Below are 23,158 nucleotides of genomic sequence, written 5' to 3'. Positions count from 1 at the left end.
GGATATCGGTCGGTCGCTTCGTGGTCTTCCAAAACCTGCTAGAAGACCCTAGCTTGTGTGCTGCGACCGACCTGGAACCCGAATGACCCCCCGCGACGACGCGCCTGCGCCGCTTGATCCCGCGCCGGAACCGCATACCGGCCTGATGGGCCGTTTCCGCAATTATTTCCTCACCGGCCTCGTGGTGACGGGACCGGTTGCGATCACCTTTTATCTGGTTTGGTGGTTCGTCACCTGGGTTGATGGCGTGGTGCGGCCGTTCGTGCCGCTGGCCTATCGGCCTGAAACCTACATGCCGTATGTCATCCCCGGCTGGGGACTGATTGTCGCATTCTTCACGCTGACTCTGGTCGGCTTCCTCGCGGCCAATCTCATCGGCCGGACCCTGGTCGATGTCGGCGAGACCTTCCTTGGCCGGATCCCGGCGGTGCGCGCCATCTACCGCGGCCTGAAGCAGGTATTCGAGACGCTGTTCTCGGGCAAGGGCTCGAGCTTCCGCAAAGTCGGCCTGGTCGAGTTTCCCTCGCCGGGCATGTGGTCGATCGTGCTGATCTCGCAATCGCCGAACGAGGACGTCTCTCGCAGCCTGCCGGGTCAGGAGGAGCACGTCTCGGTGTTCCTGCCGTGCTCGCCGAACCCAACCACCGGCTTCTTCTTCTACGTCCCCAAGAGCAAGATCGTCGAGGTCGACATGAGCACCGAGGATGCCGCGACCCTGATTATGTCGGCTGGCGTGGTGCAGCCGGGCTCTACGCCCGACCCGAAGAAGGCCGCCGCGCTCGCGGGCATGGCGAACGCCGCGCGCATTGCCAACGCCTCGGCGCTCCAGGCCCAGCCTGCGAAGGTGGAGTAGAGCCATTCCTCCCAGGGATGGCCGCCGGTGACGCGGGCGTCCGCGTCCTCTGCTAGTCTCCGGTTGAACTGAGCGCGTCGCTCGGATTCGATCTGGAGTGCATGATGTCCAAAACGACGTCAAAGACCATTGCGATCCTCGCGCCCGGTGCCATGGGCAGCGCCGTGGCCCGCCGCCTCGGCGAGCACGGTGCGCGCGTGCTGACGTCGTTGAAAGGGCGGAGCGAGGCGACGCGCAAGCGCGCGGCGGATGCCGGCATGATCGGCGCCGAGGACGATGAGATCGCCGACGCCGACATCATCCTCTCGATCGTGCCGCCGGGCGAAGCCGTGGCGCTCGCCGAGCGGCTGGCGGGGCTGATCGTCCGGCGCGAGAAGAAACCGGTCGTGGTCGATTGCAACGCCGTCAACGTCGATACCGTCAAGAGGATCGAGGAGATCATCGGCTCGGCACAGGCGCCATTCGTCGATGCCGGCATCATCGGATTTCCGCCGCAGCCCGGCGGCAAGAGCCCGGCCTTCTACATGTCCGGCGAGCATGCCGGCGACGTCGCTGTTCTCAAAGACCTTGGGCTCGACGTGCGGATCGTCGAGGGCCCGGTCGGCGCAGCCTCGGCTTTGAAAATGTCCTATGCCGGCATCGTCAAGGGACTCGCCGGCATCGGCGCGGCGATGGTGGTCGCGGCAACGAAAGCGGGCGCGGCCGATGCGCTGCGTGACGAGCTCGCAATGAGCCAACCCGCGGTCCTTGCCCGGCTCGAAGTCGCGCTGCCGGATATGATCCCGAAGGCCTATCGCTGGGTCGCGGAGATGCGGGAGATTTCCGGTTTCCTCGGACCCGATCATCCGGCCAGCCAGATTTACGAGGGCTTTGCGCGCTGGTTCGAGCATCTCGCCGAGGACGCGAAAGGCGAGGCGGCGGACGCGGACCTGATGAAGGCATTCGCCGCGCGTATCGCGCAGAAGAAAGCCTGATCGTCCGGTCTCTCCGGGAGGTCAGGTCGTGTTGTGTCGCGATCGAAGGCGGAGCGCAGGAGAATGCGCCACTGGCAGAGCCAGCGCGGGCGGTCGATGACGACCAGTGTATCGGCGCGCGCGAGCGTGAGATCGAAGGCAAGTCCCGAGAAGCTGCCGTCGACAACCCACGCATCGCCCGCGATCGCGTCAGTGACGCGCGTTCGAAAGCTCGCTTTGTCGGATGGCTTCCAGCCCGGCCGCCAGTAGAGCACGTCGAGATGGATCACGGGCAGACCAAGCCTTTGCCCGAGATTCCGGGAGAGGCTCGTCTTTCCCGCTACCCTGGCAGCCAACGACGATGATCCGGCGCATTGCCGCAGGGTTCCATAAAGTCGGGCTCTGGGAAAGAGGACGGCTTCTGAACCCGCTTTATTACCTCGGATGTAATTGAGCCAATTCGCAGCTTGACTACTCTCCACATCATTCACCCGACAGGAAGCGTCCTATCAAGCCTCCTGTCGCGCGTGTGTCGGTGCATGAGGAGAGAGAGATGCAAGTCGTGTTTACGCGAAAGGAGCCGCCGGGATGGCTGCTCGACATGTGGAAGGAGATCGACGACAAGACTTTCGGACGAGGTTTCGACTGTTTTGCGGAGGATGCCGTCTGCAATCTCGGCGTCGCCGATTGGAAGGGGCGGGAAGCGATCCGCGCCAATCTGAAGGCCTTCATCGACAGCGGCTTCACCGCGCTGCATCACGTCACCGAATATTGGGATGCAGGCTCCCTGAAGGTATTTCGCGGTGTCGTCGACATGACACCCGATGATCCCTCGATGAAGGCGGTGCATCCCACGATGACGCACTTCTTCTACATGGACGAGACGGACGATACCAAGGTACGGCACTGGGTCGGCGCCGTGGGGCCGGTCGCTTTCGGTTGATCGCCTCGAACCTGCTGCTATCGGCGGTAGCGCCTCGGGTAAACCGACGTGCCGCCGCCGACGCGTGTTGACGATACCGCAGATCGACGGGAAGGACCGACAAACCATGAAAGCGACGGCCAGCGCCCTCAAAACACGCGCCAGTTCCGCGGGCGCGCTGCTGCGTCAATGGCGGGACATTCGCGGCAAGACACAGCTCGACCTGTCCTTCGACGCCGGCGTTTCGCAGAAGCACATCAGCTTCGTCGAGAGCGGCCGCAGCGTTCCGAGCCGCCAGATGCTGCTCGATCTTGCCCAAGCCCTCGACGTTCCGCTGCGCGAGCGAAACGAGCTGCTGCTGGCCGCGGGCTACGCGCCGTCCTATTCCGATCCTGCGCTCGATACGCCGGCCATGACGAGCATCAACCGCGCTCTGCAACGCATGCTGCGTCAGCACGAGCCGTTTCCCGCCATCGTCATGGACCGGTATTGGAACGTGCTGATGACCAACGAGGCTGCGCCGCTTCTGTTCAATTGCTTCGTCGACATGTCGGCGCGGCCGACGCCACGAAACCTGCTGCATCTCATGTTCGATCCGGACGGCATGCGTCCCTTCATCGCGAACTGGCCGCAGACTGCCCGCGGACTGCTCGCACGGGTGTATCGCGAGGCGGTCGGGCACGTCGTCGATATCAGGACGAAGGCGCTGCTGGAGGAATTGTCGCAGTACCCCGGGGTGAAGCCGGAATGGCGTGCGCCCTCGGCCTCCGATGCGATGCCGATGATCCCGCTGTCCTTCGTCAAGGACGGTGTGACGCTGGACTATTTCTCCTTGATCACGACGGTCGGAACGCCGCAGGCGGTCACTGCAGAGGAACTACGGCTCGAGTGCATGTTCCCCGCCAACGAGGCGACCGAAGCCGAGCACGGCAGGTTTTTGCTGGTACATTCGGGAGAAGGTCGACGCCGCACTGAAGCGGGCCTGGGCTGAAGCGAAATCTGCTTGCCCTGCCAAGTGGGCGATGGCTGAATGCGCGAAGCATGACTGTGATTTCACTCGGGAGTTCGAATGAGAGTGCTGGTGATCGGCGCGGGAGCGCTCGGAGGCTATTACGGAGCTTGCCTGGTCCGAGCGGGCGCTGACGTGACCTTCCTGGTGCGGTCCGGGCGGGCGGAGCAATTGCGGCGGGATGGATTGAGGATCGTGAGCCCGCACGGCGACTTTGCCTTGCAGCCGAAGCTCATGATGGCGAACGATCTCAGGGAGCCGTTCGACGTCGTGCTCGTCGGCGTGAAATCCTACTCGCTCGATGACGCGATAAGCCAGTTTGCACCGGCCGTTGGCCCCAATACGATGATTTTGCCGATCCTCAACGGGTTGAAACATATCGACGCCCTGACTGCGCGGTTCGGCGCCGCGCAGGTCCTCGGCGGGCTGGCGAACGTCAGTGCCGGGCTCGATGCGGATGGTCGTGTCGTTCAGTTCATGGCCAATCAGACCATCGTATTCGGTGAGATCGAGGGATCGTTCAGTGAGCGCGTGCTCGCGCTGCAGTCACTGCTCCAGATCCCCGGTATCGACGTGCGCGCCAGCGAATCGATCATACAGGACATGTGGGAGAAATTCGTCCAACTGAGCACGCTCGCCGGTATCACCTGCCTGATGCGTGCAAGCATCGGAGACATTCTGACGGTGCCGAAGGGCGAGGAGTCCATCTTCCGTCTGTTCGCGGAATGTTGTGCCGTGGCGACGGCCTCAGGTTTTGAGCCACGAGCGCCGTTCATCGAGTTCGATCGGAATCTCTTCACAACGGCGAACTCTCCGCTCAAGGCGTCGATGCTGCGGGACATCGAGCGCGGCTCCGCGACGGAGGCGGAACATATCCTCGGCGATATGGCCAACCGGGCCCGTGCGCTGGGTATCGATACGCCGCTATTGAATTTAGCGCGCGCGCATGTGGCGGCCTATGAGGTTGGGCGGCAGAGAACGGCCAGCTAACCCGCCCCGATCAACGGAATCGCCTCGTCCCGTTCGTACAGATACAGCAGGCATCGCAGCGCCTCGCCGCGCTCGCCCTTGAGCTTCGGATCGTCCTTCAGGATGCGGAGCGCCTCGTCGCGGGCCTGCGTGATGAGCTGGCCGTGCACCTCCGGGCGGGCGATGCGGTAGCCGGGCAGGCCGCTCTGGCGCACGCCAAGCACGTCGCCTTCGCCGCGCAGCTTCAAATCCTCCTCGGCGATCCGAAAACCGTCAGCGGTCTCGCGGATCACCTTCAGCCGCGCCTTCGACATCTCGCCGAGCGGCTCGGAGTAGAGCAGGAGACAGGTCGAGGCCTCCGAGCCGCGGCCGATACGGCCGCGCAATTGATGGAGCTGGGCGAGGCCAAAGCGTTCGGCGTTCTCGATTACCATGATCGTCGCCGCCGGCACGTCGACGCCGACCTCGACGACGGTGGTCGCGACCAGCAGGCCGATCTCGTGGGCGGCGAATTGGCCCATCACGCGGTCCTTCTCGGTACCCTTCATCTGGCCGTGGACGAGGCCGACGCGGTCGCCAAACCGCTTTTGCAGGCTTTCGAAACGCTTGGTCGCATTGGTCAGGTGCTCAGTGCCCTCGGCCTCGGACTCCTCGACCAGCGGGCAGATCCAGTAGACCAGTTTGCCTGATAGAAGCGCGCGGCCGATGCTATCGGTGACCTCCTCGATACGGCTCATCGATATGGTGCGGGTTTCGATCGGCTGGCGGCCGGCCGGCTTTTCGCGCAATTCGCTGATGTCCATGTCGCCGAAATAGGTCAGCACCAGCGTGCGCGGGATCGGCGTGGCGCTCAGCACCAGCACGTCGACGGCTGCGCCCTTTGACGTCAGCGCCAGCCGCTCTCGCACGCCAAAACGATGCTGCTCGTCGACGATGGCAAGCGCGAGGTCGTTGAAGATCACATCGTCCTGGATCAACGCGTGGGTGCCGACCAGCAGGTCGATCTCGCCGGCTTCGAGTTGTGCCAGCAGCTCCCGCCGCTCCTTGCCCTTTTCGCGGCCGGTGAGGATCGCGACCCGCATTCCCGCGCGCTCGGCGAGCGGGGCGATGGTCTTGATGTGCTGGCGCGCCAAAATTTCGGTCGGCGCCATTAGCGCCGCCTGCTTGCCGACCTCCGTGACGGCGGCGGCGGCCAGCAGCGCGACCACGGTCTTGCCCGAGCCGACGTCGCCCTGCAGCAGGCGCAGCATGCGCACCGGTTGTTGCAGATCCTCGGCGATGGCCGCCGCGGCATCGCGCTGGGAGATTGTCAGCGCATAGGGCAGGGCGTCGATGATCTTGTTGCGGAGGTGCCCGTCGCCGGCGTTGCGCACGCCGGCCGGACGGCGCAATTGCGCGCGAATCAGGGCGAGCGCGAGTTGTCCGGCCAGGAGTTCGTCGAAGGCGAGGCGCGACCAGAACGGCTGGTCAGGCAGAATGTCGGTGAGTTCGATCGGCTGATGCACGCGGGTGAGCGCCTCAGCGATCGGCGGGAAGCTGCAGCGGCGCAGCACCTCGGGGCTGATCCATTCCGGCAGCGCCGGCAGCTTCTGCAAGGCCTGCGCGACCGCGCGACGCAGCGAGCCGAGCGCCAGCCCTTCCGTCAGCGGATAGACCGGATCGATGCCCGAGAGTTTTGAAACCGCCTCCTCGTCCAGCACCCGGTCGGGATGCACGATCTGCGGGATGCCGTCATACATCTGCAGCGTGCCCGAGACGTAGCGCTTCTCGCCCACCGGCAGCAGCTTTTCGACATAGCCTGGCTTGGCTCGGAAGAAGGTCAGCACGACGTCGCCCGTGTCGTCGCTGGCGTGGACGAGGTAGGGCGCGCGCGCATTGCGGGGCGGGGGCGGGCGGTGGCGGTCGACGGTGACCTCCAGCGTCACCATGGTTCCCTGAACGGCGTCACGAATCTTCGGCCGCGCGCGGCGGTCGATGACCTGGCTCGGCAAATGCAGCAACAGATCGACCAGCCGCGGCGTCTCGTTGCGGCTGAGCAGGTACTGCAGCAGCTTGTCCTGCTTCGGACCGACGCCGGGCAGGCTGGTCACGGGGGCAAACAGCGGATTGAGCAGGCTGGGGCGCATCAGGCGAATCTAGGATCGTTTCGACCCGTCATGCCCGGCTTTATGCAAGGCATCCACGTCTTTTTTCGCATCCCTGCGCGGGCAGCGGGCCATGATAAATCGAGGGCTGACATGGACGGTCCGAGTGGCTATACCACCCCCGCCCGGCACGTCCGGGCTTTCGGCGTTTGACTGGAATAAAGACATGACGGGCACGACACGATCGAGCAACGGCCTGGACGACCGCCGCAAGCGGCTTCTGTTCCGCTGCTGGCACCGCGGCACGCGCGAGATGGACCTTATTCTCGGCCGCTTCGCGGATGCCGAGATCGGCAATCTGTCCGATGACGAACTGACGCAGCTCGAGATCCTGCTCGAGGTCAACGATCCCGATCTCTATGCCGCCATTATCGGCGACAAGGTGCTGCCGGCTGATGTCACCGGCGCGCTGTTTGCCCGCATCAAGGCCTACCCGATCGCGGACCGCGACGTATGAAGCAGGGGATGAAATCTCCGGCCGAGCTGCTCACGCCCGGCCGCGCGCTGACGCTTGCCAATGTCGCCGAGGGCGCCGAGGGTCTCGTCGTCTCCGATCTCGCGCGCGCCATCGCGGCGCGGCCGAAGAAGCCGGCCGTCAGTCTCGCGGTGATCTGCCGCGACGGGCCGCGGATGCAGCAGCTCGAACGTGCGCTGCAATTCTTCGCGCCCGATCTGCCGGTGCTGACCTTCCCGGCCTGGGACTGCCAGCCCTATGACCGCGTCTCGCCGCATGGCGGCGTCCTCGCCCAGCGCCTGACCACGCTGGCACGGCTGGCGTCCCTGACCGGCAGCGACAAGCCGCTGATCGTGCTGACCACGGTGAATGCCGCCGTGCAGCGCGTGCCCTCGCGCGATCTCGTCGCGGCGCAGGCGCTGTCGGTCGCGCCCGGCAACGTCGTGCCGATGAACACCATCATCGCCTGGCTCGAGCACAACGGCTACAACCGCTCCTCGACCGTGCGCGAGCCCGGCGAATACGCCGTGCGCGGCGGCATTTTGGACCTGTTTCCGGCCGGTCTCGACCAGCCCGTGCGTTTCGACTTCTTCGGCGACAGCCTGGAATCGATCCGCACCTTCGACGCCGAGACCCAGCGCACGCTGCTGGACATGCGCGCACTCGACCTCGTTCCGATCTCCGAATTCCAGTTGGTCACCGACACCATCCGCCGCTTCCGCATGGGCTATGTCGCCGAATTCGGCGCGCCCGAGCGCGACGATGCGCTGTACGAGGCCGTCAGCGAGGGCCGCCGCCATCCCGGCATGGAGCACTGGCTGCCGCTGTTCCAGGACCGGATGGACACGCTGTTCGACTATCTGCAAGGCGCGGCCGTCGCGATCGAGCCGCAGGCCGAGGACGCCGTCCGCGAGCGCTTCAAGCAGATCCTCGACTATTACCAGGCCCGCCGCGATGCGATGGAGCATCCGGGCGGCGGCGCCATCTACAAGCCGCTGCCGCCTGACAGGCTCTATTTGACCGACGAGGAATGGACCAGGCGCGAAGGCGACATGCCGCTGGTGCGGCTGACGCAGTTTTCGGTTCCGGCTGATGGTACGAGTGTCGTCGATGCCGGTGCGCGTAAGGGCCGAGACTTCGCGCCCGAACGCAACGACACCACCGTCAATGTGTTCGAATCCGTCGTCAGTCACGTGATGGCGCTGCACGCCCAGCGCAAGAAGGTCGTGATCGCGCTGTGGAGCGAAGGCTCGCGCGACCGCATGATTTCGATGCTGCGCGACCACAAGCTGACCCACACCACCAGCGTCAACAGTTGGCGCACGGTGCAGGCGACCCCGCGCAACGAGACCATGCTCGCTGTGCTCGGCCTCGAAAGCGGTTTCGAGACCGACGAGATCGCGCTCATCAGCGAGCAGGACATCCTTGGCGACCGTCTGGTGCGGCCGCGCAAGGCGAGCCGCAAGCTCGACAATTTCATCTCGGAGGTGACGAGCCTTGCCGCCGGCGACATCGTCGTCCACGTCGATCACGGTATCGGCCGCTTCATCGGCCTGCAGACGCTCGACGTCGCCGGGGCGCCGCATGACTGCCTCGAGCTGCATTATGCCGCCGAGACAAAGCTGTTCCTGCCGGTCGAGAACATCGAGCTGCTGTCGCGCTATGGCTCCGACCAGACCACGGTCGAACTCGACCGCCTCGGCGGCTCGGGCTGGCAGACGCGCAAGGCCAAGCTGAAGAACCGCATCCGCGAGATCGCAGGCGAGCTGATCAAGATCGCCGCGGAGCGGCATCTGCACGAAGCGCCAAAGCTGCCGGTGCAACCCGGCCTCTATGACGAGTTCTGCGCGCGCTTCCCCTATGACGAGACCGAGGACCAGCTTGGCGCGATCGAATCCACCCTAAAAGACCTCGAACTCGGCCGTCCCATGGACCGGCTGATCTGCGGCGACGTCGGCTTCGGCAAGACGGAAGTCGCGCTCCGTGCCGCCTTTGCCGTCGCGCTCGAAGGCAAGCAGGTCGCGGTCGTGGTGCCGACCACGCTGCTCGCTCGCCAGCACCACAAGACGTTCACCGAGCGTTTCAAGGGGTTTCCGGTGCAGGTCGCGCAGGCCTCGCGGCTGGTACCGACCAAGCAGCTCAACCTGGTCAAGAACGGTCTCACCGACGGCTCGGTCGACATCGTCGTCGGCACCCATGCGCTGCTCAGCAAATCGATCAAGTTCCGCGACCTCGGCCTGCTTATTGTCGACGAAGAGCAACACTTCGGCGTCACCCACAAGGAACGGCTGAAGCAGCTCCGCGCCGAGGTGCACGTGCTGACGCTGTCGGCGACACCAATCCCGCGTACGCTCCAATTGGCGCTGACTGGCGTGCGCGAGCTCTCGATCATCGCTTCGCCCCCGGTCGACCGCCTTGCGGTCCGCACCTTCGTCGCCCCGCACGATCCCTTGATGATCCGCGAGGCGTTGCTGCGCGAACGCTATCGCGGCGGCCAGGCGTTCTACGTGGCGCCGCGCATCGACGACCTCGCCGAGGTCAAGGATTTCCTCGACAAGAACGTGCCGGAGATGAAGGTCGCGGTCGCGCACGGGCAGATGCCGCCCGCCGTGATCGAGGACATCATGACCGCGTTCTACGACGGCAAGTTCGACATCCTGCTGTCGACCACGATCGTGGAATCCGGCCTCGACATCCCCAATGCCAACACGCTGATCGTGCATCGCGCCGACATGTTCGGCCTGGCCCAGCTCTATCAGCTCCGCGGCCGGGTCGGACGCTCCAAGCTGCGGGCGTATGCGCTGTTCACGCTGCCGGCGCAGCAGAAGATCACCGCGCAGGCCGAACGCCGGCTCACGGTGCTGCAATCGCTGGAGACGCTGGGCGCGGGCTTCCAGCTCGCCTCGCACGACCTCGATATCCGCGGCGCCGGCAATATCCTGGGCGAGCAGCAGTCCGGCCACATCAAGGAAGTCGGCTTCGAACTCTACCAGTCGATGCTCGAAGAGGCGATCGTCAACCTCAAGGCCGGCGTCTCCGAGCCCGCGGCCGACCGCTGGTCGCCCTCGATCACGATCGGCATGCCCGTGCTCATTCCAGAGGATTATGTCGGCGATCTCTCGGTGCGGTTGTCGCTCTACCGGCGCCTCGCCGATCTCGACAGCGAGGAGGAGATCGAGAACTTTGGCGCCGAGATGCGCGATCGTTTCGGCGTGCTGCCGGACGAGGTGCGCTATCTGTTCAAGGTCGCCGCGATCAAGGCATTCTGCCGCCAGGCCAATGTCGGGAAGATCGATGCCGGCCCGAAGGGCGCCGTCATCGCCTTCCGCGACAATTCCTTTGCGCATCCCGATCGCCTGGTGACGTTCATCCGCAGCCACGGCCAGGCCGCGAAGGTGCGGCCCGACATGAAGGTGGTGTTCCTGCAGGATTGGGAAACGCCGGAGGAGCGTCTCGCCGGCACCACGGAGATCATGCGGCAGCTGGCGCAGCTCGCGCACAGCAAAAAGGCGGCGTAGGGCCTGTGGCGTTTCCGGAGGCGGCGTAGCGCGAAACGATGCTCCGCACCCTGATCAAAAATAGCGACGTGTGCCCACTTGCGGAATGACCGAACCGTAGTTACGTTCATTTTATCGAGTTTCGGCCGAACGACTTGGCCTCGCCGCTGAAAAGCGCGCCTGACTGACGACTCTCCCTCCAGATCTCGACGACACAGACCGCGCTTCTGAGCGCGGCCAAACGCTTATCTATCTTAAAGGACGACCCCCATGACGACGGGAACTGTGAAGTGGTTTAACAGCCAAAAGGGCTTCGGATTTATTCAGCCGGACGAGGGCAGCCAGGATGTCTTCGTTCACATCAGCGCCGTTGAACGCGCCGGCATGAACACCCTCAACGAGGGGCAGAAGGTTTCTTTTGAAGTCGTTGCAGACCGCCGGACCGGCAAGTCTGCTGCTGAGGATCTGCGCGCTGTGTAAGCTGCGCGATTAGTGCTATGTCGCTTTGACCACGGATGTACTGGCAGAGCCTCTGGTTCTTACGACCCGCGACCGGTTCACCGGCCGCGGGTTTTTTATGACCCCGTATGCAGAGGGGCCCGATCATCCTCCGGAGCGAATAGTGGCGTTTAGCGCGAGCATCCCCATATAAGGGGCATGGCAAACTGGCAGAAGTCGAGCGCGCGGCAAGCTCCCATGACGAAGGCTGAGCTCCGCCAGATGCTGACCGAGGCCGTCCGCAACACGCAGCCCCGCCTCGAGCATAGGCCGAAGCGCCTGGCGAAGGCCAAGACGATCGCCACTGGGACCGCCTGCGTCGACTAGATGTGGTCATTCCGCCGGTTCGCTGAACCCGCAGATATCAAGCGAATTCATTCGAAAAATTCTACGCAGGAGCAGTATGCGCAAGCTTCCCGAACCCACCGAACAAGAGACCATTGAAGGCCCCCAAGCCGTATCCTTTCAGATCGCGAATGGGAACGCTCGACAGAGCTGCATTTTGCAAACCACCTTCCCGACGAAATTGCAGGCACAGAAATATCTTCTCGCGAATTGGCCAGCCATCGACAAGATGGCTCGCGACGCTCTCGCGATGGGAAGCTTTGAAGACGGTCAGATCAAGCTCGTGATGGCCTGAACAGCCCGAGCTCTACGGCGAACGTTCAAAAAGGGCATGAGATCAGCGAACCGAGGCTGCTCGTGCTCTACGACGCCGCGCGGGACGCCTCGGCGGACAGCCGCCCGAGCAGCGACCTTGCCGTATCCGACGGCGACAGCGAGTCCACCGAGACCACGGGATCGCTGCGCATCTCGTGCTTGCCGTTCGACGTGTGCCGCATCACCGCGGAGAGGCGGCGGGCGATCATGTGGGCGGTGCGGAAGTCGGTTTCCGCGAACGCGACGATGACCGAACCGTCCTTCTGTGCCGCGCCAAAATCCATCTGCCGCATCAGGCGGCTGAGAATGCGGGCGGCATCGAGCTGGGCGCGGGAATTGCCGGGGTCGAAGGCGAAGCGCGCGACCGAGAGGCCGCCGCCGCGGGCCAGCGTCTGCTCGACCGCTTTGGCGAAATCGCGGGCAAAAGCTTCCACTGTGAGCAGGCCGCTGCGCGGGTCGAGCCAGCCGCCGGCATCGATCGAGCGCAGCGTGCGGCTCAGTTGCGCTTCCATCGCGTGCTGGCGGATCAAGGGCAGCGCGTTGGCGGCGACTTTCGCCGGGTCGCCCGGGATCAGCTCGAGATTGGGCAGATCGTAAGTCTGCGTCAGCTGGTGTGCGCAGTCAGGATCACGGGCAGGCTGCGGAACCGGGTATCCTCGGCGAGCACCGTGAGGAAGGCATCCGTCACGCGGGCTGTGAAACCCTCGGCCAGCACGACGCCGTCGAGGTCGCGGGTGTTGAGATGTTTGGCCGCGGCCTCGATCGAGAGCGCGCCGACGACCCCGACGCGCTCGCCGAGCGCGACAGAGAGCGCAGGGTAAGCCGCGCCGCGGCCGATCAGGAGCACCGTGGCATCACGTGCGGGGTCGGCCTCCGGCAGCGCGACTTTCACTTCCGGCAGCCGGCGCAACACCGTGGCATGAAGTGTGCGAATGCGTAGCGCGGCGCGAAGCCGCGCGATCAGGCGGTCGGAATGGCCGCCGCGCGAGGAGAAGGGCAGGGCGTTGTGCGGGAGCGCGCCCGCCGCGTCCAGGGCCACGAAGGGAAGGTAAGGCGATTGCTCCGCGATCTTCCTGGCGAGCGGCGCCAGATGCGGCTCGTGCCCGGCATGCATCGCGGCGAGAACCACGGCCGGCTGCACCTCTTCGACCGCGCGCGCCGCGCCGGCCCAGCCGGTGTCGACCACAGGGAAGAATCGCGCCTCGTCCAGCGTCGCAATGAAGGCCGGCCGCTCAACGTTGGACACAAACAGGATCGGGCCAGCCTGGGACATCGAGCAACTCTGATCATGCAATCGATGCTGCGCAATCTAGTCCGCCCGCCTTAATGCAGCGTCAATGGATTAGTCGAAACTGCGCCTAGACCGGCCCGGAACGGTCGCGAAAAGCTTCGACCATCAGGGGGTTAAGCCCGAGTTCGTTGAGCGCCTCGCGTGCGCGGGCATTGTCCTGGGCCCGGCCCGCCAGCCGGTGACCGGAGAGCCGGTCGGGCAGCGCGGTGAGGAGGGCGCCCTGGCCGAGCCGGCGCGCCCATTCCTGGAGGTCGTTGGAGAGGAAGCGGTAGCCGCCGACGGCCATGATGCCGGAGGGCGGCGCGGTGATGCAGATCGCCCCGCCTGGGGCGGTCGAGCCGCGCGGCATAGCCGGTGTCGACATAGTCGCGTGGGGGCTGCGCGATCAGTGTGTCGCCGACCGGCGGCGGCGGGGCGTACGCCGCGATCGGCACCATCGGGCCGCGCAGGCCGAGCGTGCCTTTCGGCGTCAGCAAAATCTCGCCGGCGATCGACGAGCCCGACTGCTCGCGCGGCGCACCGTGCGGTCCCGGCATCACCGGCACCGGCATGCCGTCCTCGCCACGCCGAGCGCCGAACAATCCGGCCTCGCCGAACAGATAGACGTCCGTGAACGGCGCATGCGCCGCGATCCAGGCCTCGCTCGCCGCCACCTGCTCGGGGGCGCGCCACAGGCCGATGACATTGCGCAAGGTGGGCATCCGCGCCGGCATATCGGAATCGCCGAGCCGCTGGGCAAACTGCGCCGGCGCGATCAGCACGTCGCATTCGTGCTCGTTGATCTGCTGCTCCAGCACGTCATGCTCGAACGGATGATGCAGCGCCAGCGCGCCGCCGCACAGCAGCCACACCGCAAGCGAGGAGGCGAGGCCGGCAAACGACATCGGCGTGAATGCCGCCATCACGGTCGCGCCCTGCTTGATGTCGGCTTCCAGCGACATCGCGAGCCCGGCGGCGATCAGGCTGAAATGCGGGCGCGGCACCGGACGAAAGCCTTCCGCGGTAACGTCGAAGGAGATCATCGCCGCCTTGCGGCCATCCTGGATCACGGTGCGCGCGATGCCGGGCGGGCGGGCCAGTACATCGTCGAGCGAGGCCATGCCTTCGGGCAGGTCGGTGCCGAAACCGCAGACATGGCGGATCGAGAAGGCTTCGGCGGCCGCATGCATTGCGAGATCGGCATAGCTGGCGCCGTCGACCGTGCTCATGGTGACGATGGCGCGCGCCGCGGTGCGGTTCAGGGCGGCGGTCAGTTCGGCATGGCGCCAGAGCAGCGGCAGCACGGCGACGACCAGGCCGGCGCGATGGGCGGCTAGCACCGTGAGCACGAACTCGACCGTATTCGGCAACTGGATCGCGACGACGGAATTGGCCGGCAGGCCCGATTCGACGAAATAGGCCGACAGCGCCTCGATGGCCGTGTCAGCCTCGGCATAGCTCATACGCCGCGGCTGGTGCCCGGTCACCCGGAACTTGTTCAGGGGGTCGAGCAGAGCGAGCGCATGCGGCTGCCGCGTCAGCGTGCGCTGAAACAGCGTGTCGAGCGTCGGCGATACGGTTGGCTGGTTCACGGCGTCACTTTGCTTGATCAGCTTGCGGCTGCCCCTTCGACCACCACGTCTCCGGCAGGTAGCCGGACAGCGATGTGGCCTTTGGCCGTTCTATCCGATTCCAGCGCGCGATCCATTGCTCGGATACGTTAAACAGGGGGATTGTATAGAAACCGGAGATCAAAGCGCGATCGAGCGCCCGCACCGCCGATGCGAAATCCGTATGTTCACGGGCCTCCAGCAGCGCCGCGATCATGGCATCGACCGCGGGATCCCTGGCACCCATGTAGTTGCGGGTGCCCGGATTGTCGGCGGCAGCGCTCCCCCAGTAGAAATATTGCTCGTTGCCGGGCGACAACGACTGGTCCCAGCGATTCTGGATCATGTCGAATTCGTAAGAGAGCCGGCGCTGGTCGAACTGGACGGGATCGACCGAGCGCACGCTCGGCTCGATGCCGGCGCGCTTGAGGTCCCGTTGGAAGGCAAGCGCGATGCGCTCCTGGTCGCGGGTCGTGACCAGAATCTCGAAGGTGAAGGGCGCCTTGGTCGCGCGATTGCGAAGCAGCGTGCCGTCGAGATCGTAGCCGGCCTCCGACAGCAGCTTCAGGGCCGCGCGCAGCGTCGTCCGGTCGCGCCCGGAGCCGTCGGTCACCGGCAGGCGGTAGCTGCCGTCCAGGACGTCTGGCGGGATCTGCGCAGCGAACGGCTTGAGCAGCTCCCGCTCACGCGCATCCGCAGGCTTGCCATACGCCGAGAGGTCCGAGCCGGCAAAATAGCCGGCGACGCGCGAGTAGAGGTTGAAGAAGTAGTTGCGGTTGACCAGCTCGAAATCGAACAGCAGCGTCAGCGCCTGGCGCACCCGGATGTCGGCGAAGACGGGACGCCTCGTGTTGAACACCAGAAATTCGGAAGGTTGCGGCACGCCCGGCTTGATGGTGTCGCGGATCACTTCGCCGCTTTTCGCTGCGGGAAAATCGTAGCCGTCGTGCCAGCGCAGCGGCTCGTGCTCAATGCGGAAATCATAGAGGCCGCGTTTGAACGCTTCGAACTGGCCGTTGGCCTCGCGAAAATAGTCGAGCCTGATCTCGTCGAAATTATAGAGCCCGCGATTGATGGCGAGGTCGCGGCCCCAATAATCGGGATTGCGGGTGAGCGTCACGCTGGCGCCGGGCTTCACGGCGGTGACGCGATAGGGGCCGGAGCCGACCGGGCCCGTCATCGTCGTCTCCTCGAATGCCGCGACATCGACCGCATGCTTCGGCAGGATCGGCATCAGGCCGAGGATCAGCGGCAGTTCGCGGTCGTTGGCCCCCGCGAGATCGAAGCGCACGGTGAGAGGATCTGGTGCCTCGGCACTCGCGATCTTGCTGTAATATTGCCGGTGGTTGGGGCGGCCGTGGTCGCGCAGCAGCTGCCAGGAGAACAGCACGTCCTCGGCGCGCAGCGGCTTGCCGTCGGAGAAGCGGGCCCGGGGGTCGATGTGGAACGTGACAAAGCTCCGCTCGTCGTCGGTCTCGACGGATCTGGCGAGCAGGCCGTAGAGCGTGAACGGCTCGTCATTACCGCGCGCGAGCAGGCTCTCGACCACGTAGTTCCGCATCTGCTGCACGGCCAGTCCCTTGACGATGAAGGGATTGAGGCTGTCGAAGGTGCCGAGAACGCCCCAGGTCAGCCGGCCGCCCTTGGGGGCATCGGGATTGACGTAGGGCATGTGGGTGAAATCGGCAGGCATCGCCGGCTTGCCGTGCATGGCAATGGCGTGGGCTTCCTCGGCCCCTGCGCCGCTTGCCGGGAATCCCAAGGCGAACGGGAGCCCCAAGGTGAAAGCCAGGACGCAGAGGCGGACGCACAGACCTTCAGGACGGCCCTCCATAAGACGCTGGAACATGAACATCTGCACACGTTGATTCGAGGACCGGCGGGGCCTGAATCCTATCACAGGGAATTTCCCGGGGACGCACGTCAGGGCGCGGTCAAAGACGCTTGTCGGCATTGATCTTTTCGTCGGCCACGTTAAGAAGGCACGCAATCGCGCAAGAGCGCCGAGCCCGTCACTTGTCCGCCTCATTTGACGGGGACAGAGCCGCGCCCAAGGCGGCCATGTTCGGTGCGTCGAAGCGGTTCGGGCACTTCCCGTTCAGAAAGGGTTTTCCGCAATGAATTTCCGTTACTTGGCCGCGTCCGTCCGGCCGCGCGGGCGACTTCTCGCCTTGTTGACGGCGACGGCGTTGGCCGTCCCGTTTGCCGCCGAGGCTCAGGCCCCGGCTCCGGGCGCACCCGCGCCCAAGGCAGCCCCGAAAGCCGCTCCGAAGGCTGCCCCAAAGGCCCCGGCGCCGGCCGCTCAGGCACCTGCCCAGCAGCCGCCCGCTCAGGGCGCTCCGGCGCAGCAGGGCGCGGCCCAGCCGGCGGATCAGCAGATCCAGCTGATCTACGCCCCCTGGACCAAGTTCTGCCTCAAGGGCCAGGACGCCAATGCCAAGCAAGTTTGCTTCACCGGCAAGGACGGCCGTATCGAGTCGGGCCAGCCGGTCATCGCGGCCGTCATCATCGAGCCGGAAGGCGAGCCGAAGAAGATCCTGCGCGTGACGCTGCCGCTCGGCATGCAGCTGGTGCACGGCACTCGCATCATCGTGGACAACAATCCGCCGTTGCAGAGCCCGTATGTGATCTGCTTCCAGAACGGCTGCATGTCCGATTACGAGGCCACGCCCGAGTTCATCAACAACATGAAGAAGGGCCAGAACCTCGTTGTTCAGGCGATCAATGCCAACGGCGTGCGCCGCTGACCCTGCCGCTGCCGCTCGCCGGCGAATTCCAGAAGGCCTATGACGGTCCGCCGACCGATCCGAAGGTGTTCGAGGAAACTCAGAAGAAGCTTCAGGAAGAGCTTCAGAAGAAGGCTGACGAGCAGCGCAAGAAGCTCGAGCAGCAGGGTGGCGCGCCCGGCGCACCTCCGACCGCTCAGAAGTAATCGGGACCCAATCCCGGACATGAAAAAGGCGCTCGGTTCGAGCGCCTTTTTTTCTGACCCATATTATTTGTCTGAGCGAAGATGTGTCCGAGCGAAGATCAGTTCAGCGACGGGTTCCGCGGACGATAGCCGCCGGCCTTGTCCTTGATGAAGATCTCGGTGACCTGGGAATGCCGGACCGGCTCGCCGGAATCGTCCGGCACCAGGTTCTGTTCGGAGACGTAGGCGACGTATTCCGATTCCGCGTTTTCGGCGAGCAGGTGATAGAACGGCTGGTCCTTGTGGGGCCGCACCTCCTCGGGAATCGACAGCCACCACTCCTCGGTGTTGTTGAATTCCGGATCGATGTCGAAGATCACGCCCCGGAACGAGAAAATCCGGTGGCGCACGACCTGTCCGATCTGGAATTTGGCGGTCCGCGCTTTAATCATTCCCCGTCGATAGACCAGGATTGTGGCCGATGCTAGTGCCCTGATCTGGAATTAACCCGCGCTTACGGGGCAGATAGCCCCCATGTCCTCAGAAAACACTTCATCAATGGTCGATATCCTCAATCTTGCTCTACCTTATTTCGGCTTGATCTTCGTTGGATTCGCCTGCGGCAAGGTCAAATCCCTGCCGGAATCGGGCCTCGCCTGGATGAACTTCTTCCTGCTCTATGTGTCGCTGCCGGCGCTGCTGTTTGCGATCATGTCGAAGACGCCGTTCTCGGAATTGAACAACCCGCCGTTCCTGATTGCGACCACGCTGTCGACGGTTGCGGCATTCACCCTGGCGCTGGTCGTCAGCAAATTTCTCGGCCGCCTGACGCTGCGCGAGGCGACGCTCGCCGGGCTCTCCGGCGGCTACGGCAATATCGGCTACATGGGGCCGGGGCTCGCGCTCGCCGTGCTCGGAACCAAGGCGTCAGCGCCGACCGCGCTGATTTTCTGCTGCGACAGCATCTTCCTGTTCACGATCGTGCCGTTGCTGATCGAGCTCTCCGACCGCGATCATCCCTCGATCGTGCACGCCTTCGGCGTCGTGTTGAAACAGATCGTGCTCAACCCGCTGATCATGTCGGCCTGCTTCGGCGCGGCCTTCGCATCGCTCCATATCGAGATGCCGATCGCGCTCGACCGCACCATCACCTTCCTCCAGAACGCAGCCGCCCCGACCGCGCTGTTCGTGCTCGGCGTGACGGTGGCGCTCCGCCCTTTCGACCGCGTACCCTGGGAAGTGCCGGGCGTGATCGCGGTCAAGCTCCTGATCCATCCGCTCGCAGCTTTCGGCCTGATGTTGGCGTTCGGTCCGTTCGCGCAGCCCTGGGCCGCGACCGCCGTGCTGATGGCGTCACTGCCGCCGGCGCTGAACGTGTTCGTCATCGCCCGGCAGAACGACGCCTGGATCGAATCTGCCTCCGTGGCGGTGCTGCTCGGAACGTTTGCGTCCGTGGTCACGCTGACCAGCGTGATGTGGGCGATCCAGACCGGCCGGCTGGCGTTTCCTTAAACCTTAGCGCCGCCACGTCGGCGTCAGGCCCTCGCGCATCGCAAAACGCCGGAGCGGGCCGAACGCGCCGAGCAGGTGCATGCCGACCGCGCGGACCGGTTGGAGCGGGAGGAAATCGTTGAGCAGGGAGCGGTTGGCGATGTCGATCGCAAAGGTCCGACTCAGAATGTCCGGACGCCGGGCCCGGTCGTAGCGTTTGAGCACGTCGGCTGCGCCGGGATCCTGACTCGATGCGATGGCGTCGCCTGCGAGCCTGGCAATGTCGGCGGCATCTCGCAGGCCGAGATTGAGACCCTGGGCGCCGATCGGGGGAACCACATGGGCGGCTTCACCGACCAGCGCGATGCGGTCGCGGCCGAAGGATTTGGGGCGTTCGATTCCCAGCGGGAACAGGTTGCGCCCGGGCTCCACCGTCATGCGGCCCAAAATGGAATGCGATTGCTTCTCGATCGCGGCGGACAGCTCCGCGTCGCCCAGGCCGCGAAGCCGTTCGGCGTCCGCAGGCGCCGAGACCCAGACGACGCTGGAGCGGTCGCCGGGCAGGGGCACGAACACGCAAGGGCCATGCGGCGTGTGGAACTCGGTCGAGACGTTGCGATGCGGGCGCGCGTGGCCGACGTTGAAGGTCAGCGCCGTCTGGGTCAGCTCGCGCCGCGTCACCGTGATGCCGGAGGCTTCGCGGCAGAGCGAATGGCGGCCGTCGGCGCCCACCACGAGACGGGCAGAGAGGAATTGCGCAGCGGCGGTGCGAATCGCGACGTCGTCGGCTTCGATGACAACGGTTTCGGCCTCGTCATCGAAACGGACGAGACCGGGCAACTCGGCCGCGCGCGCTTCCAGCGCCAGCATCAGCGAGCGGTTGTCGATGTTGTAGCCGAAGACATCGAGGCCGATTTCGTGACAGGAGAACCGGACCTCCGGCGCGCGGAACAGCCGGCCCGTGTCGTCGACGAGCCGCATGATCTCGAGAGATGCCGCCTTGTCCTTGCAGCGCCACCAGACATCGAGCGTTTCCAGGAGACCGACGGAAGCACCGAGCAGGGCGGTGGTGCGGTTGTCGGCATAGGGCACGCGCCGCGCCACCAGCGCGGTCCGTGCGCCCGCCTGCGCCAGTGCGATGGCCGCGCTAAGTCCCGCCGGTCCGCCGCCGATCACGGCCGCGTCAAAGAGTGTCGATGCATCTGTCATGGAACGACATTTGACACGCCCCACGGCAAATTCAAGTCCACTCATATTTCCCTGATTTTATGACGAATTGTGCGACCGGGCGCCGCAATGGCTTATGTGCAAACCGGTGTCATTCTGATAGCAGAAGCCATGGACAGCCAAGAGGATTCCCTGAAGCCCAGGCCCGCGATCCGCGCCGCCGCCTTCTCGGTGCACATCTTCACCGCGTTCGGTGCGGCGATCGCGCTGCTGGCAATGCTCGAGGCCGTGCGCGAGCACTGGGCGGCGATGTTTCAATGGCTGGGCGTCGCCCTCATTATCGACGCGATCGACGGGCCGATCGCGCGCCGGCTCAACGTCAAGGATGTGCAGCCGAACTGGTCGGGCGACGTGCTCGATCTCGTGGTCGATTTCGTCACCTACGTGTTCGTGCCGGCCTATGCGATCGTGGCCAGCGGCTTGCTGCTGCCGGTCGCTGCACCCTTGCTAGGTGTCGCCATCATCGTCACCAGCGCACTCTATTTCGCCGATCTGCGCATGAAGGCCGACGACAATCATTTTCGCGGTTTTCCGGCGCTGTGGAATGCGGCGGCGTTTTATCTGTTCCTGCTGCACTGGCCGCCGCTGCTGTCGACGCTGCTGGTAGCAAGCCTGGTGGTGCTGACCTTCGTGCCGTTCCACGTGCTGCATCCGGTGCGTGTCGTGCGGCTGCGCTGGCTGACGATGTCGCTGATCGCAATCTGGGCTCTGCTCTCCCTCTACACGCTGCAGATGGACTTTCGCGTCGGCACCGGCGTGACTGTCGCGCTCTGCGCGATCGCGCTCTGGATCAGCTTCAGCGACGCATTGATACGGCTGACAAGATCCTTGGCATGATGCACCTGTTGACAAGCCCCGAAGCCTGGGCCGCGCTCCTCACCTTGACGTCGCTCGAGATCGTGCTCGGCATCGACAACGTCATCTTCCTGTCGGTAATCGTCTCGCGCATCCCCGAGAATCAGGCGCACCGCGCCCGCCAGATCGGGCTCGCGCTGGCACTGATCTTCCGCATCATCCTGCTCAGCCTGCTGGTCTGGCTGATCGGCCTGACCGCGCCGGTGTTTTCGTTTTCGGGTTACGGCTTCTCCTGGCGCGACCTCATCGTGATCGGCGGCGGCTTGTTCCTGATCGCGAAGGCAACGCACGAGATTCATGGTGAGGTCGAAGCCGATGACGGCGAGGGCGACGAGAACTCCCCTCGTAACGCTTTCTTCTGGGTGATCGTCCAGATCGTGATCATCGACATCGTGTTCTCGCTGGACTCGATCATCACGGCGATCGGCATGGCGCAGGACATCGAGATCATGATCGCGGCCGTCGTGATCGCCTGCCTGATCATGTACATTTCATCCGGGCCGGTGTCGCGATTCGTCGCGGAGCATCCGACCACGAAAATGCTGGCGCTGGCGTTCCTGGTACTGATCGGTGTCGCGCTGGTGGCGGACGGATTCCAGTTCCACATCCCGCGCGGCTACATCTATTTCGCAATCGCGTTCTCGGCGGCGGTCGAATTCTTCAACGTGCTGGCGAAGCGCAACCGCAGGAAAACCGGCAAGCCGTCGGTCTAGCCATTCCAGCCGGTGTCGAGTTGACAAGGCGGGCGCGATGCCTTTCGCTGGCCTGCGAGAAAAGGAGGTCAGGCGATGACCAAAGCCGTCCGTGTCCACAAGGTCGGAGGCCCCGAAGCCCTGGTCTATGAGAGCGTCGATGTTCCGGCGCCCGGCCCGGGCGAGGTGCGCATCCGCCAGCATGCGGTCGGCCTCAACTTCATCGACGTCTATTACCGCACCGGCCTCTACAAGGCGCCCGGGCTGCCTTTCATCGCCGGCAACGAGGCCTCGGGCGAAGTCGTCGCTGTCGGGCCGGGCGTGACCAATTTCCATCCCGGCGACCGCGTCGCCTACTACTACAACCTTGGCGCCTATACCGGCGAGCGCAATATCCCCTGGGAGAAACTGGTCAAGCTACCCGACCACATCACCCACGAGCAGGGCGCCGTGCTGATGCTGAAGGGGCTGACCGTCTGGTATCTCCTGCACAAGACCTTCAAGGTCGAGCCGCATCATCGCGTGCTGATCCATGCCGCGGCCGGCGGCATCGGCCTGCTCGCCTGCCAATGGGCGAGGGCAATGGGCGCCCACGTCATCGGCACCGTCGGCTCGCGCGAAAAGGCCGAGCTTGCCGAGGCCAATGGCTGCGACCACGTCATCCTCTACAACGAGGAAGACTTCGTCGCGCGCGTCAAACAAATCAGCCGCAATGAGGGCTGCGACGTCGTCTATGACGGCGTCGGCAAAGCGACCTTCCCGGGCTCGCTATCCTGCCTCAAGCCGCGCGGCATGTTCGTCTCCTTCGGCAATGCCTCAGGCCCGGTGCCGCCGTTTTCGATCGCCGAACTCAACGCACATGGCTCGCTGTTTGCGACGAGGCCGAAGCTCAACGACTATGTCGGCACCCGCAAGGAGTTGCTGGAAGGCGCCGACACGCTGTTCGCCGCTGTCATCAATGGCAAGCTGCACGTGCCGATCAACCACGCCTACGCGCTCAAGGACGCCGCCAAGGCGCATATCGATCTCGAAAGCCGCAAGACCACGGGCGCGTCGATCTTGAAGCCGTAGTTCTTCCGTCGTCATCCGCTCCCGTGTCCCGGCTCTGCAGCGCACCGCGAAGGGGCGCTGCGCTGCGTTCGG

Annotated in this window: 18 protein-coding genes and 3 pseudogenes; 15 read left to right on the top strand and 6 right to left on the bottom strand. The window is 64.8% G+C overall.

The window, feature by feature from the left end; all coding sequences use genetic code 11:
- Positions 1 to 82: 82 nt before the first annotated feature.
- The 5 genes from ACVWYI_RS21420 (at position 83) to panE (ending at position 4,727) form a co-directional block, all read left to right on the top strand.
- The gene (locus ACVWYI_RS21420; protein WP_247346839.1) at positions 83 to 853 is read left to right on the top strand and encodes a DUF502 domain-containing protein; all 771 of its coding nucleotides are present in this window, start codon (positions 83 to 85) and stop codon (positions 851 to 853) included.
- Positions 854 to 957: 104 nt separating this feature from the next.
- On the top strand, positions 958 to 1,827 hold the full coding sequence (locus tag ACVWYI_RS21415) for an NAD(P)-dependent oxidoreductase (protein ID WP_354107848.1): 870 nt from the start codon (positions 958 to 960) through the stop codon (positions 1,825 to 1,827).
- Positions 1,828 to 2,359: 532 nt separating this feature from the next.
- The gene (locus ACVWYI_RS21410) at positions 2,360 to 2,749 is read left to right on the top strand and encodes a nuclear transport factor 2 family protein (RefSeq protein ID WP_456663125.1); all 390 of its coding nucleotides are present in this window, start codon (positions 2,360 to 2,362) and stop codon (positions 2,747 to 2,749) included.
- Between the two features lie 106 nt (positions 2,750 to 2,855).
- Positions 2,856 to 3,719, top strand: a complete 864-nt coding sequence (locus tag ACVWYI_RS21405) for a helix-turn-helix domain-containing protein (RefSeq protein ID WP_456663124.1) — start codon at positions 2,856 to 2,858, stop codon at positions 3,717 to 3,719.
- 78 nt (positions 3,720 to 3,797) lie between these two features.
- The gene (gene panE, locus ACVWYI_RS21400; protein ID WP_456663123.1) at positions 3,798 to 4,727 is read left to right on the top strand and encodes a 2-dehydropantoate 2-reductase; all 930 of its coding nucleotides are present in this window, start codon (positions 3,798 to 3,800) and stop codon (positions 4,725 to 4,727) included.
- Here panE and recG read toward each other — a convergent pair.
- Complete coding sequence (gene recG, locus ACVWYI_RS21395; RefSeq protein ID WP_456663122.1) at positions 4,724 to 6,832, bottom strand: ATP-dependent DNA helicase RecG; 2,109 nt, start codon at positions 6,830 to 6,832, stop codon at positions 4,724 to 4,726. The genes panE and recG overlap by 4 nt on opposite strands.
- Before the next feature lie 184 nt (positions 6,833 to 7,016).
- Here recG and ACVWYI_RS21390 point away from each other — a divergent pair, with 184 nt between their 5' ends.
- The 5 genes from ACVWYI_RS21390 to ACVWYI_RS21370 all read left to right on the top strand — a co-directional run bounded on the left by ACVWYI_RS21390 (position 7,017) and on the right by ACVWYI_RS21370 (position 11,939).
- The gene (locus tag ACVWYI_RS21390; RefSeq protein WP_456649968.1) at positions 7,017 to 7,307 is read left to right on the top strand and encodes an FAD assembly factor SdhE; all 291 of its coding nucleotides are present in this window, start codon (positions 7,017 to 7,019) and stop codon (positions 7,305 to 7,307) included.
- Positions 7,304 to 10,822 (top strand): transcription-repair coupling factor, encoded by a 3,519-nt coding sequence (gene mfd / locus ACVWYI_RS21385; protein ID WP_247444386.1) that lies wholly within the window; start codon positions 7,304 to 7,306, stop codon positions 10,820 to 10,822. The genes ACVWYI_RS21390 and mfd overlap by 4 nt, the downstream gene beginning before the upstream one ends.
- Before the next feature lie 249 nt (positions 10,823 to 11,071).
- Positions 11,072 to 11,281: a cold-shock protein gene (locus ACVWYI_RS21380; RefSeq protein WP_247346851.1), complete on the top strand. Its 210-nt coding sequence runs from the start codon at positions 11,072 to 11,074 to the stop codon at positions 11,279 to 11,281.
- Between the two features lie 216 nt (positions 11,282 to 11,497).
- Positions 11,498 to 11,626, top strand: a complete 129-nt coding sequence (locus ACVWYI_RS21375; RefSeq protein ID WP_256467602.1) for a hypothetical protein — start codon at positions 11,498 to 11,500, stop codon at positions 11,624 to 11,626.
- A 76-nt stretch (positions 11,627 to 11,702) separates the two neighbouring features.
- A complete protein-coding gene (locus tag ACVWYI_RS21370) occupies positions 11,703 to 11,939 on the top strand; it encodes a hypothetical protein (protein WP_456663121.1) in 237 nt (78 codons plus the stop codon).
- 67 nt (positions 11,940 to 12,006) lie between these two features.
- Here the strand turns inward: ACVWYI_RS21370 and ACVWYI_RS21365 are convergent.
- The 3 genes and pseudogenes from ACVWYI_RS21365 to ACVWYI_RS21355 form a co-directional block, all read right to left on the bottom strand.
- Positions 12,007 to 13,232 (bottom strand): annotated as a pseudogene (locus tag ACVWYI_RS21365) (GGDEF domain-containing protein).
- A gap of 85 nt (positions 13,233 to 13,317) precedes the next feature.
- Positions 13,318 to 14,821, bottom strand: a pseudogene (locus tag ACVWYI_RS21360) (AMP-binding protein).
- A gap of 4 nt (positions 14,822 to 14,825) precedes the next feature.
- A complete protein-coding gene (locus ACVWYI_RS21355; RefSeq protein WP_456664560.1) occupies positions 14,826 to 16,694 on the bottom strand; it encodes an extracellular solute-binding protein in 1,869 nt (622 codons plus the stop codon).
- Between the two features lie 262 nt (positions 16,695 to 16,956).
- On the opposite strand from ACVWYI_RS21355, the pseudogene ACVWYI_RS21350 reads away from it, so the two are divergent.
- Positions 16,957 to 17,771, top strand: a pseudogene (locus ACVWYI_RS21350) (invasion associated locus B family protein).
- Positions 17,772 to 17,869: 98 nt separating this feature from the next.
- Here the strand turns inward: ACVWYI_RS21350 and hspQ are convergent.
- Positions 17,870 to 18,202 carry a heat shock protein HspQ gene (gene hspQ / locus ACVWYI_RS21345; protein ID WP_247346858.1) on the bottom strand — a complete coding sequence of 111 codons (333 nt, stop codon included), beginning with the start codon at positions 18,200 to 18,202 and terminating at the stop codon, positions 17,870 to 17,872.
- A gap of 106 nt (positions 18,203 to 18,308) precedes the next feature.
- On the opposite strand from hspQ, the gene ACVWYI_RS21340 reads away from it, so the two are divergent.
- Entirely contained in the window at positions 18,309 to 19,262 is a 954-nt protein-coding gene (locus ACVWYI_RS21340) for an AEC family transporter (RefSeq protein WP_456664559.1), read from the top strand.
- 3 nt (positions 19,263 to 19,265) lie between these two features.
- On the opposite strand, the gene ACVWYI_RS21335 is transcribed toward ACVWYI_RS21340, so the two are convergent.
- Positions 19,266 to 20,450, bottom strand: coding sequence for a UbiH/UbiF family hydroxylase (locus ACVWYI_RS21335; RefSeq protein WP_456663120.1), 1,185 nt, complete (start codon positions 20,448 to 20,450; stop codon positions 19,266 to 19,268).
- 87 nt (positions 20,451 to 20,537) lie between these two features.
- Here ACVWYI_RS21335 and pcsA point away from each other — a divergent pair, with 87 nt between their 5' ends.
- The 3 genes from pcsA (at position 20,538) to ACVWYI_RS21320 (ending at position 23,086) form a co-directional block, all read left to right on the top strand.
- Positions 20,538 to 21,305 (top strand): phosphatidylcholine synthase, encoded by a 768-nt coding sequence (gene pcsA, locus ACVWYI_RS21330; protein WP_456663119.1) that lies wholly within the window; start codon positions 20,538 to 20,540, stop codon positions 21,303 to 21,305.
- Positions 21,302 to 22,036: a TerC family protein gene (locus ACVWYI_RS21325; protein ID WP_456663118.1), complete on the top strand. Its 735-nt coding sequence runs from the start codon at positions 21,302 to 21,304 to the stop codon at positions 22,034 to 22,036. The genes pcsA and ACVWYI_RS21325 overlap by 4 nt, the downstream gene beginning before the upstream one ends.
- A gap of 75 nt (positions 22,037 to 22,111) precedes the next feature.
- Positions 22,112 to 23,086 carry a quinone oxidoreductase family protein gene (locus ACVWYI_RS21320; RefSeq protein WP_456649976.1) on the top strand — a complete coding sequence of 325 codons (975 nt, stop codon included), beginning with the start codon at positions 22,112 to 22,114 and terminating at the stop codon, positions 23,084 to 23,086.
- Positions 23,087 to 23,158: the final 72 nt, after the last annotated feature.

The sequence above is a fragment of the Bradyrhizobium sp. LB13.1 genome (assembly GCF_054056815.1).
This window is presented reverse-complemented; position numbering and strand designations above follow the sequence as displayed.

What these genes read in the sequence shown, in the direction of transcription:
- ACVWYI_RS21420 (WP_247346839.1), top strand. Translation starts at nt 83, where the DNA reads ATGACCCCCCGCGACGACGCGCCTGCGCCGCTTGATCCCGCGCCGGAA.
- ACVWYI_RS21415 (WP_354107848.1), top strand. Translation starts at nt 958, where the DNA reads ATGTCCAAAACGACGTCAAAGACCATTGCGATCCTCGCGCCCGGTGCC.
- ACVWYI_RS21410 (WP_456663125.1), top strand. Translation starts at nt 2,360, where the DNA reads ATGCAAGTCGTGTTTACGCGAAAGGAGCCGCCGGGATGGCTGCTCGAC.
- ACVWYI_RS21405 (WP_456663124.1), top strand. Translation starts at nt 2,856, where the DNA reads ATGAAAGCGACGGCCAGCGCCCTCAAAACACGCGCCAGTTCCGCGGGC.
- panE (WP_456663123.1), top strand. Translation starts at nt 3,798, where the DNA reads ATGAGAGTGCTGGTGATCGGCGCGGGAGCGCTCGGAGGCTATTACGGA.
- recG (WP_456663122.1), bottom strand. Translation starts at nt 6,832, where the DNA reads ATGCGCCCCAGCCTGCTCAATCCGCTGTTTGCCCCCGTGACCAGCCTG.
- ACVWYI_RS21390 (WP_456649968.1), top strand. Translation starts at nt 7,017, where the DNA reads ATGACGGGCACGACACGATCGAGCAACGGCCTGGACGACCGCCGCAAG.
- mfd (WP_247444386.1), top strand. Translation starts at nt 7,304, where the DNA reads ATGAAGCAGGGGATGAAATCTCCGGCCGAGCTGCTCACGCCCGGCCGC.
- ACVWYI_RS21380 (WP_247346851.1), top strand. Translation starts at nt 11,072, where the DNA reads ATGACGACGGGAACTGTGAAGTGGTTTAACAGCCAAAAGGGCTTCGGA.
- ACVWYI_RS21375 (WP_256467602.1), top strand. Translation starts at nt 11,498, where the DNA reads ATGACGAAGGCTGAGCTCCGCCAGATGCTGACCGAGGCCGTCCGCAAC.
- ACVWYI_RS21370 (WP_456663121.1), top strand. Translation starts at nt 11,703, where the DNA reads ATGCGCAAGCTTCCCGAACCCACCGAACAAGAGACCATTGAAGGCCCC.
- ACVWYI_RS21355 (WP_456664560.1), bottom strand. Translation starts at nt 16,694, where the DNA reads ATGTTCATGTTCCAGCGTCTTATGGAGGGCCGTCCTGAAGGTCTGTGC.
- hspQ (WP_247346858.1), bottom strand. Translation starts at nt 18,202, where the DNA reads ATGATTAAAGCGCGGACCGCCAAATTCCAGATCGGACAGGTCGTGCGC.
- ACVWYI_RS21340 (WP_456664559.1), top strand. Translation starts at nt 18,309, where the DNA reads ATGGTCGATATCCTCAATCTTGCTCTACCTTATTTCGGCTTGATCTTC.
- ACVWYI_RS21335 (WP_456663120.1), bottom strand. Translation starts at nt 20,450, where the DNA reads ATGACAGATGCATCGACACTCTTTGACGCGGCCGTGATCGGCGGCGGA.
- pcsA (WP_456663119.1), top strand. Translation starts at nt 20,538, where the DNA reads ATGGCTTATGTGCAAACCGGTGTCATTCTGATAGCAGAAGCCATGGAC.
- ACVWYI_RS21325 (WP_456663118.1), top strand. Translation starts at nt 21,302, where the DNA reads ATGATGCACCTGTTGACAAGCCCCGAAGCCTGGGCCGCGCTCCTCACC.
- ACVWYI_RS21320 (WP_456649976.1), top strand. Translation starts at nt 22,112, where the DNA reads ATGACCAAAGCCGTCCGTGTCCACAAGGTCGGAGGCCCCGAAGCCCTG.